Origin of the sequence: Salinicola sp. RZ23 (assembly GCF_003206675.1) — a bacterium.
GTDB lineage: Bacteria > Pseudomonadota > Gammaproteobacteria > Pseudomonadales > Halomonadaceae > Salinicola > Salinicola endophyticus.
The window spans coordinates 385,485-397,820 of record NZ_PZJK01000007.1; the positions used below are offsets into that span (position 1 = coordinate 385,485).

Genomic DNA, 12,336 nt, shown 5'->3' on the forward strand with positions numbered 1-12,336 from the left:
CTCAACCCTCCCACTCGGCCAGACGCTGGATGAAGGTGGCCTCGTCGATCACTTCGACCCCGAGCTGCATGGCCTTCTCCAGCTTGCTCCCCGCCGCTTCGCCGGCGACCACCGCGGAGGTCTTCTTGGAGACGGAGCCTGCAACCTTGGCCCCCAGCGCCTGCAGCCGCGCCTTGCCGTCATCGCGGGTCATGCTCTCCAGGCTGCCGGTGAGCACCCAGGTCTGGCCCGACAGCGGTTGCGGACGCTCGCCGGCCTCCTCCTCCTTCCAGGTAACGCCGACGGCGATTAGGTCGTCCAGCGTCTGCTGGTTATGGCTCTGGCGGAAGAAGGTGTGAACGTGGTGGGCGACCACCGGGCCGACGTCGGCGACCGCTTCCAGCGCCTCCAGCTCGGCGTGGCGCAGCGCCTCGAGGGTGCCGAAATGGCGCGCCAGATTGGCCGCGGTGGTCTCCCCCACCTCGCGGATGCCGATGGCATAAATGAAGCGCGCAAGCGTGGTGTGCTTGGCCGTCTCCAGGGCGTTGACCAGGTTGTTGGCGGACTTCTCCGCCAGCCGCGGCAGCTCGGCGAGGCGCGCAGCCTCGAGTCGGAACAGGTCGGCGGGGGTCTCGACCCACTCGCGCTCGACCAGCAGATCGATCAGCTTCTCGCCCAGGCCATCGATATCCAGCGCGCGGCGGCTGGCGAAGTGCTTGAGCGCCTCCTTGCGCTGCGCCGGGCAGTAGAGTCCGCCGGAGCAGCGCGCATCGACCTCGCCGTCGAGCTTCTCGACCCGCGAGCCGCATACCGGGCAGCTCTCCGGCAGCACGATCTCGCGGCCATCCGTCGGGCGCTGCTCGCGCACCACCTCGACCACCTTGGGGATCACGTCGCCGGCACGGTAGATTCTCACGCTGTCGCCGATGCGCAGATCCAGCCGCGCGATCTGATCCATGTTGTGCAGGGTGGCGTTGGAGACAGTGACCCCGGCCACCTGCACCGGTTCGAGCTTGGCCACAGGGGTCAGCTTGCCGGTCCGTCCGACCTGAAACTCGACGTCGAGCAGCTGCGTCACCTGCTCCTGGGCGGGATACTTGAAGGCGATCGCCCAGCGCGGCGCGCGTGAGACGAAGCCCAGCACGTTGTGATCGCTCAGCGCATCGAGCTTGATCACCGCACCATCGATGTCGTAGTCGAGCGACTCACGTTTCTCCCCCAGGCGGCGGCAGAAGTCGACCACACCGTCGATCCCCTCCACCACCGCCAGTTCGGGATTGGTCGGCAGGCCCCAGTCGCGCAGCAGGGCCATGCGCCCGGAGTGGGTGGCGGCCAGCTCGGCATCGCTCTCGATGCGCGCCACTTGATAGGCGCAGAACTCCAGCGGGCGCTGGTTGGTGATCGCGGGGTCGAGCTGGCGCAGGCTGCCGGCCGCGGCGTTGCGCGGGTTGGCGAAAACCTTGTCGCCGTTCTCCAGGGCGCGGGCATTGAGCGCCTCGAACCCGGAGTGACGCATGTAGACCTCGCCGCGCACCTCGAGCAGCGCCGGCCACTGATCGCCACGCAGCTTGAGCGGGATGGAGCGCAGGGTGCGCAGGTTGTTGGTGATCTCCTCGCCGGTGCGACCATCGCCGCGGGTCGCGCCATAGCGTAGATAGCCATTTTCGTAGACCAGCGATACCGCCAGGCCATCGAGCTTGGGCTCGCAGCAGAACACCAGCGCCGAGGCGTCGCGCTCCAGCCCCTTGGCCACCCGCTTGCCGAACGCCAGCAGCTCCTCTTCGTCGAGGGCGTTGTCGAGCGACAGCATCGGCACCACGTGCTCGATCTCGGGGAAGCCGCTATCGGGCTTGGCACCGACGCGCATGGTCGGCGAGTCCGGCGTCGCCAGCTCAGGGTACTCGGCTTCCAGCGCCTGCAGCTCGCGCAGGCGCTGATCGTACTCGGCATCGGTGAGCTGCGGCTCATCCTCGACGTAGTAGTGGTAGTTGGCGTTTTCGAGCTGCTGACGCAGGGTCGCGGCGCGTTCCTGCGCCGCTTGTGGGGTCTGGCTCATGGCGTCCGGTTCGATCGCTGACAGGGTGGGGGCATTGTAGCGGAAGGCGGCAGGCAGGCCGAACGCCATCGATGACACCACTGCCGGTACAGGCAGGGGCCATCACGCAGGCGGGAGCCATCGCGCAGGCGGGAGCCATCGCGCAGGCGGGAGCCATCGCGCAGGCTGGGCCCATCAACGACGACGGGGCCCGAAGGCCCCGTCATCAATACCGCTACCGCGTGTCGTATCGGGCTGTGTCAGTTGGCCTGATAGCGATGCAGCCGGTGGCGACGCTCGAACTCCTGCACCCGCTGGCGCGCGAACTCGATCGTCTGTGCGGTCATCACGCTGTGGTTCTCGTCCTTGAGCTCGCCACCCAGATGGCGCACCAGCACCATCGCAGTCTCGAGCATGGCTTCGAACGCCGCGGCGGTGTCATTGGCGCCGGGCAGCGGCATCAGGAAGGTGACCCCAGGGGTGACGATCTCATCCATCTTGTCCAGATCGAACACGCCCGGCTTGAGCACGTTGACCATCGAGAACTGCAGCTCGCTGTCGCTCGCCTCGGTCTCGTAGCGATGGAAGATACCCATTTCACTGAAGCGCAGGCCGCAGGCCAGCATCAGGTTGAGCAGCGTAGTGCCGTCGAAGCCCTCTTCCGTCCGCGCCAGCACGCTGATGACGATGACTTCCTCGGCATTCGACAGGGTTTCGCGGGCCCGCGCCGCACTGACGTGATGGCGCTTGGCGCGCTCCACCGCCGGATGCGTGGTGACCACGTCGCGCCGCGGCGCTTCCTCGTCCTGGGTCGCCCGATCGAAAGCTGCCTGATCGAAAGTCGTCGCATCGGCAGTTTCGCGTACCTCGACTGCCTCCGCGGCGGCCGCGGGCGTTTCACTCGCAGCCGGCATCTCGCCGGCCGGTGTCAGCGCGGTGATCTGCAGACGCGAGGCATCCAGGTGCGGTGTGTCAGCGCGCGCTTGCCGGCCATCACTCGCCTCGGCGGGTTCGGCGGTGGACAGACGCGGCTCTTCATGCAGCCGTTCCTGCGCGCGGGCGTGGGCAGCCTCGTCGCGCGCGGCCGCGGCCTCGTCGCGTTTCTGACCCAGGCGATGGGCGGAGTCGCTGACCCGCTTGGCCCCGGCCTTCATCGCGCTCCTGACATTCTCCTGCATGTCGGCGAACGAGGTGCGCGACTTGTAGCGGCCGAACACACCGCCCTTGATCTGATCGTCGGGAATCCGCTCCTGACGCTTGGGTTCGGCCGGGCGGATGGGTTCGGCGCCATCACTGCTGCGCTCGAACGTCGCCGGCCGGACGACACGTGCCCCTCCATTGGGCAATTCCCAGTTGATCTCGGCCGCACGGGCCTCCTCTTCCGGATCCACGTGGGATTCGGCGTCGCTTCCGCTGGATTCCATCGCCTGGTCAAGGCGCGGAACACGACGTTGGCGCTGTAGACGACGAAAGCCATCGATCACGATGGTCGCCACCAAAACCAGCCCCAGGATGATCAGCCACTCTCTTAGTTCCATGGGTCGTCTTGCCTGTTCGCGGTGCCACTATGCGGGTAGAGGACAACATGCTTGCGGCATGTGGGCTCTAGCATAGCGTGATTTTCCTAAAATGGGCGACTTTTTTTCGTTGTCAAGTAAAGTTTTTGCCCGCCAGCAACCGCCCTTCAATTTTCCCTAATGCTCGACATCCTATTACGCCGATAGCCGCTTTGGCTATTTCGGGCAAGCTCAGGACGCCTCCGCCATCGATGCCGCCTCGTCGACCCCGACCGCGACCAGGCGTGAGACGCCCGGCTCCTGCATGGTCACTCCCATCAATCGTTCGGCGGCTTCCATGGCAATCTTGTTGTGGGTGATGAAGATGAACTGCACGCTCTCGGACATCTCCTTCACCAGTTTCGCATAGCGCCCCACATTGGCATCGTCCAGCGGCGCGTCGACCTCGTCGAGCATGCAAAAAGGCGCCGGATTGAGCTGGAAGATGGCAAACACCAGCGACAGTGCGGTGAGTGCCTTTTCCCCCCCGGAGAGCAGATGAATGGTGCTGTTTTTCTTGCCCGGGGGGCGCGCCATGATGGCCACCCCGGTCTCCAGCAAATCCTCCCCGGTCAGGGTCAACCACGCGGCCCCGCCGCCGAAGACTCGGGGGAAAAGCGTCATCAGGCCCTGATTGACTTGCTCGAAAGTCTGCTTGAAACGGGTCCGGGTCTCTTGATCGATGCGGCGGATCGCACGCTCCAGGGTCTCGATCGCCTCGCTGAGCTCGGCGTGCTGGGCCTCGAGGTAGTCGCGGCGCTCGGCCTGCTGGTCGTACTCCTCGATCGCCGCCAGGTTGATCGCGCCCAGGCGACGGATGCGCTCACCGGTCTCCTCGAGCCGGGTCTGCCAAGCCGACTCGGTGGCGTTGGGATCGAGCGCGGCGCCCAGGGCCTCGGCGTCATGCTGCTGCTCGGCGAGCTGTTCGGCCTGGGCATCGGCCTTGAGCGCGAGCGCCTGGAGCTGCATGCGCCCCTCCTGCAGACGGGTGCGCAGCCCTTCCAGATCGCGCTCGTGCTGCTGGCGCTCGAGCTCGCTCTGGCGCAGCATCTCGCCGAGCTGGTTGGCGCGGTCGCGACATTGGTTGAGGGCGGTCTCCTGCTGGCTGCGCTGTTCGAGCAGCTCGGCCAGACGCGCCTGCTGGTCGTCATCGGGCTGGTTGAGGCGCTCGCGCTCGGCCGCCAGCCCGGCGCAGCGCTCTTCCAGCGCGGCCAGTTGGCTGCGGCTGCGCTGCGCCTGCTGCGCCAGCTCGCCGCGCTGGGTCTCGAGACGCTGGCGCTCCAGCGCCAGCTGCTGCTGGCGCTGCCCTGCCTGCTGCTGCTGGCGACGCAGCTCGGCCAGGCGCTCACGCGCCTGCTGGCGGGTGGCGTCCATGCCGGCGCGCTGGCTGGCCCCCGTCTCGACCTCGGCCAGCGCCTGCTGCCAGCGTTCGCGGGTCTCTTCCAGCGTCTCGCGGGTCTCTTCCAGGCGCCCCTGGCGCGCTTCACACTCGGCGGCGAGTTCGTCGGCGCGCGCGCTGCTGTGCTCGAGCCGGCTCTCCAGGGTGGCCAGCCGCGTGGCCTGCTGCTGGCGCTCGCGGGAGAGGTCGATCTCCGCCTGGCGCAGCGCTTCGAGTCCGCGCTCACTCTCTTCGATCGCCGCCTCGCCCGCGTCTAGGGTCTGCACCAGCGCTGCCAGGCGCTGGTCGATCTCCGCCACCTGCAGCACCAGTGACTCCCGCCGCTGACGCTGCAGCAGCACGCTGTCGCCCTGGGCATCCTGCTCGCCCAGCCGGCGCACCCAGCCGTGGCCGAGCCACAGCCCGTCGGCGGTGATCACGCTGTCACCGGGGGCGAGTTCGGGGTGTGCGGCCCAGGCGCTGGCGCGATCGTCGACACAGCGCACGGCCCCGAGCAGCGCACCCAACGCCGCGCTGCCGCGGGCCTTGGCGGCGAGCGAGTCGGCAGGCACCGGCGCTGTCGACGCCCCCGGGGCGACCAGCGGCAGTTCGCCACTCGCCAACTGCTCCAACGCCTCCCGTGCCGGGGCCAGGTCGGCGACCCGCGCCTTGAGCCAGGGCGCCAGCACCCAGCTCACGCAGCGCTCCCAGCCCGGCTCGACCTCGAGGCACTCGGCCAGCCGGGGGGCGGTGTCCAGTGAGTGCGCGGCCAGCTGCTCGGTCAGGGCGCTGTCGTCATCCGCCAGCGCGGCCTCGATCAGCGCCTCCAGCGAGGCGATCTCGCCCTGGGCGCGGTGGTGCGTCTCGCGCAGGGCATCGCGCTCGCGCTGGGCCGCAGCGAGCCCTTCGCGGGCCTGTTCGCGCTCCTCCTGACGCGCCTCGCGGCGGATCGTCAGGGTCTCCTGGCGCTCGTCGAGAATCGCCAGCGCCGCCTGCAGTTCGCTCCGCTCGGCCTCGAGTTCGCTGACGTCGGGAAGTGCCGCGCGCTGCTGCTGGCGGCGTTCGATCTCTGCCGCCAGCTCCTCGCTCTGGCGCTCCAGACGCTGGATCGCCTCCTGCTCACGCTCGGCCCGGTGGCGGCTGTCCCGCGTCTGCTGATCGATGCGCTCCCACTCCGCCTGGTGGGCATCGGCTTCGGCTTCGGCCTCCTCCAGGCTCTGCGCCAGCGTCAGCAGCGTCTCGTCGGCCAGCTCGGCCTCGGGCGCCAGCGCTTCGAGGCGTTCGGCCAGGGCTTCGCCGCGGGCGTCGTCCTCGCCGGCCAGCGCCGAGAGCGCGTCGCGCTCGCGGCGGGCGGCGTCGAGATCGGCGGCGAGCTGCTGGTCGCGCTGACGCACATGCTCGAGCGACTGTTCCAGCCGCGCGATATCGGCTCCGGTCTGGTAGAAAGCCGCCTGGTGCTGCTCCAGCTCGGCGGCGATCTCGTCATGCCGCTCGCGCCCCTCGGCCAGGCGGTTCTCGCACTGACGCAGACCGAGCACCTCGCGCTCGACCTGATTCTCGTACTCACCGACCCGCGCCGCCTCTTCACGCTGCTGGCTACGCAGCGCGCGCTCGCGCAGCAGCGCCAGCTCGCCGCGCAGGCGATGCTCTTCTTCTTTCAGGGTGCGGTAGCGGCGTGCGGCGTCGGCCTGGCGCTTGAGCCGTTCGAGCTGCTTGTCGAGCTCCTCGCGGATATCGTCGAGTCGTTCGATGTTCTCCTGGGTACGCCGCAGCCGGTTCTCGGTCTCGCGCCGGCGCTCCTTGTACTTGGAGATGCCGGCCGCCTCTTCGAGGGTGGTGCGCAACTCTTCCGGACGCGCCTCGACCAGGCGCGAGATCATGCCCTGGCCGATGATGGCGTAAGAGCGCGGCCCTAGACCGGTGCCCAGGAAGATGTCGGCGATATCGCGGCGGCGGCACTTCTGGCCGTTGAGGAAGTAGCTGGACTGGGCGTCGCGGGTGACCTGGCGCTTGACCGCGATCTCGGCGTAGCCGGCGTAGGCGCCACCGAGGCTGCCGTCGCGATTGTCGAAAAGCAGCTCGATGGAGGCCTGGCCCACCGGTGCGCGGCCGCTGGAGCCGTTGAAGATGACGTCGGTCATCGACTCGCCGCGCAGGGTCTTGGCCGAGGACTCCCCCATGACCCAGCGCACCGCATCGATGACATTGGACTTGCCGCAGCCGTTGGGGCCGACGATCGCGGTCATGTTGCCGTCGAACGGTACCGTGACCGGATCGACGAACGATTTGAAACCCGCCAGTTTGATCGACTTGAGGCGCATGCCGACTGCACGACTCCTTGAATAAGCGCACCGCGAAACGAATCGGCAGAGCCTAAGGCACCGCGGGGGCGATATCCAGCCCGCGCGCGCCGGCCGTCGTCGTCGGCGCGCCTTGCCGCCCACCGCCGGCTTGCTATGATGAAGCCGTTTCCTCGGGAGAAGACGATGACAAATTCCGCACCGAGCTTTCTGCAGCGCCAGCCCCACCTGCCCCTGATCGACGGCCACTGGGAGTCGGTGGACGCCACCGATCTGGTCGAGATCCCACTGCTGGGCCAGGTCGCCGCCGGCCTGCCGATGGAGGCGTGCCTGGACGATGCCACCGTCCACGTGCCCGCCCAGCTGGTGCGACGCAACACCTATGCCCTGCGCGTGCGCGGCGACTCGATGATCGACTGCAATATCTTCGATGGCGACATCATCATCATCGAGCGCTACGAATCCGCCGAGAACGGCGAGACCGCAGTGGTACTGATCAACAACCAGGAAGTGACCTTGAAGAAGCTGTTCATCGAGAAATCCGGCGTGCGCCTGCAGCCGGCCAACGACACCATGGCCCCGATCTTTCTCAAGAACGAGGACGTGCAGGTGCTCGGACTGGTGATGGGCGTCATGCGCAATCCGCCCCAGGCGGCCTGATGCGCTATGCGATTCCCGCACTGGCGCCGGGGGCGATCCACACCCACAGTCTCGAGATCGACAAGAGTCGCTTCGTCACCTGGGTCGCCCACGCCCCGGACGCCGCCGCCTTCGACCGCCTGCTGAGCGAGGCACGCGCCACCTACCCCGATGCCAGCCACCACTGCTCCGCCTTCATCGCCGGCGCCCCCGGCGAGCAAGTGGCGATCGGTTTCTCCGATGACGGCGAGCCCGGCGGAACCGCCGGCCGGCCGATGTTCCAGGCGCTGGAGGGCAGCGGCCTGGGCCAGATCGCGGTGGTCGTCACACGCTACTTCGGTGGCATCAAGCTGGGTACCGGCGGCCTGGTACGCGCCTATACCCAGGCGGTGACCCAGGCGCTGGAGAGCCTGCCACGGCGCGAATTCACCGAGCGCCGCGCGCGGCGGGTACGCGTCGGCTTCGCCCTCGAGGCCCAGGCGCGCCACTGGCTGCAGGCCAACGACGTGCCGGTGGAAGCCGCCGACTACGACGGCCAGGGCGTCGCCCTGACGCTGGCCTGGCCCGCGGATGACAGTCTCGATCTGGCGCTGCTGGAGCAGCGTCTGCGTGGCGAGCTGGAACGCCTCGACGAGTAGGCAACGCGCACCGGCTCACTGCAGGCGCCCCCTCACTCGCTGCAGGCGCTTTTGGCCACATCGTAGGAGAGCTGGATATGGGCGTGGATCAGCTCCCTCGCCGCAGCGATCCCCCGCGCCAGCGCCAGCTCCACCAGCTCGGCGTGCTGCACGTCGAGCTGGGCGCGAATATCCTGATGCGCCGGCGCCATGCGCCGGTAGCGATCGAACTGGTCGTGTAGCTGCTCGATGAAGCGCAAAAGCCACGCTGAGCCGCAGGGTTCGAGCAGGCGGCGGTGGAACTGCAGATGCATCTGCTCCCAGTGTTCGAGCGCATCGGGCTGCTCGTCGGCGCGCTTGAGCCGATGAAAGGCCGCCAGTAGCTCCGCCTCCCATTGCGCGTCACCCTGGCGCAGCGCCGCCTCCAGTGCCTGGACCTCGAACTGCTGGCGTAGCCCGGCGATATCGTCGAGCTCGCGCCGCTTCAGCGCCGGCACGCGAAAGCCGCGCTGGTTCTCCTGCGCCAGCAGCCCGTAGGCGGCGAGGCGGTTGAGCGCCTCGCGCAGCGGACTCAGGCCCACCGCGTAGGTCTCCTTGAGATGGTTGATCGCGAGCTTCTCGCCGGCGACGAAGCGCCCGCGAATCAGATCGCGCTTGAGCGCGGCGTAGACCTGACTCGCCGCCGTGGTGGCATCCAGCGCCGTCGCCGGCGCCTGTCTCACACTCATGCGTTACCTCGCCCTCTGTTCCATGGCGTGCGCCTCGATCTGGCTGTCTGTGTGATAGGCAGACCCAGCGCCATCCGCTTACGTATCCGCCGCCGTCCGCGCCCCGATTTCCCGCTGCCCGCAGGCAACATCCCCCCTCTCGGCCGGGTAGCGCTTGACCCTCGTGTAAAATCGACGTCATAGTAAAAAATCGATTTTTCTAGCATAACCGATCGTACCCTAGGGCGACCACGTCTTCGCCCGGCCCCAGGACACCGCACGGTGCCGCGGCCCGGAGTACGAATTTCAACAACAAGCGCACTCGGGATCGCCGCCATGAGCCTCGCCTTCGACCACAACAACCCCTACCCCTCGCGTCGCAGCGCGACCTATTCGCAGCGTGGCATGGTTGCCGCCTCTCAGCCCCAGGCCAGCCAGGCGGGGCGCGACATGCTGGCCCAGGGCGGCAACGCGGTCGACGCCGCGATCGCCACCGCCGCGGTGCTGAGCGTGGTCGAGCCCAGCGGCAACGGCATCGGCGGCGACGCCTTCGCCCTGGTGTGGATGGCCGAGGCGGATGGCCGCGGCCAGCTCCACGGCCTCAACGCCAGCGGCCATGCGCCGGCCGCGCTGACCCCGGAGGCGGTACGCGCGGCCGGCCACAGCGAGATGCCGCTGCACGGCTGGACGCCGGTGACGGTGCCGGGCACGCCGGCGGCCTGGGCCACCCTGTCGCAGCGCTTCGGCAAGCTCGACTTCGCCACCCTGCTGGCACCGGCGATCCGTATCGCGCGGGAGGGCTTTCCGGTGTCGCCGGTGATCAGCGCACTGTGGCAGCGCGCCGAGGGTGAGTTCCGTGCCCGCGCCGACGACCCCGCGGTGGCCCCGTGGCTCGACGCCTTCGCCCCCCTCGGCCGTGCGCCCAGGCCCGGTGAGCTGCACCGCAACGAGGCCCAGGCACGTACCCTGGAGGCGCTGGCCGAGAGCCGCTGCGAGAGCTTCTATCGCGGCGCGCTGGCGCAGACCATCGACGCCTTCTCGCGCCAGACCGGCGGCTATCTGCGCGCCGAGGATCTGGCCGGCTATACCCCGGAGTGGGTCGAGCCGATCGCCGCCGACTACCGCGGTTATCAGGTCTGGGAAATTCCGCCCAACGGCCAGGGCATGGTGGCGCTGATGGCGCTGCGGCTGATGGAGGGCTTCGACCCCAGCGTGCGCGACGACCCCGAGCTGCTGCATCGCCAGCTCGAGGCGATGAAACTCGCCTATACCGATGGCCACCACCACATCACCGACAGCGGCCATATGCGCACCAGCGTGGCGGCGCTGCTCAGCGACGCCTACGCCGACACCCGCCGGCGGCTGATCGGCGCCACTGCCATCGACCCCGAGCCGGGCAAGCCCCAGGCCGGCGGCACGGTCTACCTGGCCACCGCGGACGCCGACGGCAACATGGTCTCGTATATCCAGAGCAACTATCACGGCTTCGGCTCCGGTGTGGTGGTCCCCGACACCGGTATCTCGCTGCAGAACCGCGGCCACGGCTTCAGCCTCGATGCCGACCACGTCAACGTGCTCGCCCCCGGCAAGCGCACCTTCCACACCATCATCCCGGGCTTTCTCAGCCGTGACGGTATCGGCCTGGGGCCGTTCGGGGTGATGGGCGGCTTCATGCAGCCACAGGGACATATGCAGGTGGTGATGAATCTGATCGATTACGGGCTCAACCCGCAGGCAGCGCTGGACGCCCCGCGCTGGCAGTGGATGGGCGGGCGCCAGATCGGCATCGAGCCCGGCTATCCGCTGCATCTGGTACGCGACATGGCCGCGCGCGGCCATCAGGTCTCGCTGGCGATCGACAGCACCAGCTACGGCCGCGGCCAGATCATCCTGCGTCACCCTGACACCGGGGTCTACTGCGGCGGCACCGAGCCGCGCACCGACTCCAGCATCGCGGTGCTCTGACCATGCGGACCCAGGGTATGCGAACCCAGTGGCAACTGTTTCTCGCCTTCCTGCGCGTCGGCCTGCTCGGCTTCGGCGGTGGCCCCTCGATGATTCCGCTGGTGCGGGCCGAAGTGGTCACGCGCCATGGGTGGATGGATGACACCGAATTCGGCGATGTGCTCGCCATCGGCAATACCCTGCCGGGGCCGATCGCGACCAAGATGGCCGGCTATATCGGCTACCGGGTCGGCGGCCTCGGCGGCTGCCTGATCGCCGTACTGGCCCAGATCCTGCCCTGCATCGTGGCCATGGTGGCACTGCTGGGGCTGTTCACCCGCTACCGCGACCAGCGCTGGATCGAGGGCATGAGCCAGGGTGTGGTGCCGGTGGTGATGGTGATGATGGCGCAGCTGACCTGGGACTTCTGGCAGAAGTCCCGGGCTGCGCTGGGCTGGATCGCCAGCCTGATCATGGGTGTCGTGGCCGGCGGGCTGATCTACGGACTCGATATCCATCCGGGCCTGGTGATCGGCGCCATCCTGGTCGCGGCTCTGCTGCGGCCGGAGCGCAACCGGCGGCGCAAGGAGGCCAGCTCATGATCTATTGGGAGCTGTTCCTGGCGTTCTTCATTCCCAACATCGTCGGCTATGGCGGCGGCCCGGCCATCATCCCGCTGATCGAGAACGAGGTGGTCGGCCGCTACGGCTGGATGACCTCGCAGCAGTTCGCCGAGACCCTGGCGCTGGGCAACACCCTGCCCAGCCCGATCGCCACCAAGATGGCCGGCTACATCGGCTATGACGTGGCCGGCATCGGCGGCAGTGCGGTCGCCACCTTCGCCACCGTGGCGCCGTCGCTGCTGCTGATGCTGGTGGCACTGGGCACCCTCTATCGCTACCGCGACTCGATCAAGGTGAAGTCGATGAGCCAGTGGGTGCGCCCGGTGATCATGGTGCTGATGGCCTACCTGACCTGGTCGTTCGCCGCCGAGGGCGTGGACAACGCCGGCTGGCTACACGTGGCGATCATCGGCGCCGCGGCCACGCTGCTGCTGTGGCGCTTCAAGCTCCACCCGATCTGGGCAGTCCTGCTCGGACTCATCTATGGAGGGCTGCTGCTCGGCTGAGCTGGCCGATCCCCGGTGATCGCGGCAAGCATCCCGGGCCATAACGACAATC

General features: G+C 68.3%; 9 protein-coding genes. 5 read left to right on the forward strand and 4 right to left on the reverse strand.

The window, feature by feature from the left end; all coding sequences use genetic code 11:
- Position 1 precedes the first annotated feature (1 nt).
- From ligA to smc, 3 genes are all read right to left on the reverse strand, one after another.
- Positions 2 to 2,035, reverse strand: coding sequence for an NAD-dependent DNA ligase LigA (gene ligA / locus DOM67_RS07935; RefSeq protein WP_110675314.1), 2,034 nt, complete (start codon positions 2,033 to 2,035; stop codon positions 2 to 4).
- A 239-nt stretch (positions 2,036 to 2,274) separates the two neighbouring features.
- A complete protein-coding gene (zipA, locus tag DOM67_RS07940; RefSeq protein ID WP_110675089.1) occupies positions 2,275 to 3,552 on the reverse strand; it encodes a cell division protein ZipA in 1,278 nt (425 codons plus the stop codon).
- Positions 3,553 to 3,762: 210 nt separating this feature from the next.
- Positions 3,763 to 7,269 (reverse strand): chromosome segregation protein SMC, encoded by a 3,507-nt coding sequence (gene smc / locus DOM67_RS07945; protein WP_110675090.1) that lies wholly within the window; start codon positions 7,267 to 7,269, stop codon positions 3,763 to 3,765.
- 165 nt (positions 7,270 to 7,434) lie between these two features.
- Here smc and DOM67_RS07950 point away from each other — a divergent pair, with 165 nt between their 5' ends.
- The gene (locus DOM67_RS07950; RefSeq protein ID WP_035472589.1) at positions 7,435 to 7,908 is read left to right on the forward strand and encodes a LexA family transcriptional regulator; all 474 of its coding nucleotides are present in this window, start codon (positions 7,435 to 7,437) and stop codon (positions 7,906 to 7,908) included.
- The gene (locus tag DOM67_RS07955) at positions 7,908 to 8,525 is read left to right on the forward strand and encodes a YigZ family protein (RefSeq protein WP_110675091.1); all 618 of its coding nucleotides are present in this window, start codon (positions 7,908 to 7,910) and stop codon (positions 8,523 to 8,525) included. Before DOM67_RS07950 ends, DOM67_RS07955 begins: the two co-directional genes overlap by 1 nt.
- A gap of 32 nt (positions 8,526 to 8,557) precedes the next feature.
- Here DOM67_RS07955 and DOM67_RS07960 read toward each other — a convergent pair whose 3' ends face one another.
- Positions 8,558 to 9,232 (reverse strand): FCD domain-containing protein, encoded by a 675-nt coding sequence (locus DOM67_RS07960; protein WP_110675092.1) that lies wholly within the window; start codon positions 9,230 to 9,232, stop codon positions 8,558 to 8,560.
- A gap of 315 nt (positions 9,233 to 9,547) precedes the next feature.
- On the opposite strand from DOM67_RS07960, the gene DOM67_RS07965 reads away from it, so the two are divergent.
- The 3 genes from DOM67_RS07965 to DOM67_RS07975 are packed head-to-tail and all read left to right on the forward strand — an operon-like array spanning position 9,548 to position 12,284.
- Positions 9,548 to 11,176, forward strand: a complete 1,629-nt coding sequence (locus DOM67_RS07965; protein ID WP_110675093.1) for a gamma-glutamyltransferase family protein — start codon at positions 9,548 to 9,550, stop codon at positions 11,174 to 11,176.
- Between the two features lie 17 nt (positions 11,177 to 11,193).
- On the forward strand, positions 11,194 to 11,757 hold the full coding sequence (locus DOM67_RS07970) for a chromate transporter (protein WP_232825179.1): 564 nt from the start codon (positions 11,194 to 11,196) through the stop codon (positions 11,755 to 11,757).
- Positions 11,754 to 12,284: a chromate transporter gene (locus DOM67_RS07975; RefSeq protein WP_110675095.1), complete on the forward strand. Its 531-nt coding sequence runs from the start codon at positions 11,754 to 11,756 to the stop codon at positions 12,282 to 12,284. Before DOM67_RS07970 ends, DOM67_RS07975 begins: the two co-directional genes overlap by 4 nt.
- Positions 12,285 to 12,336 lie beyond the last annotated feature (52 nt).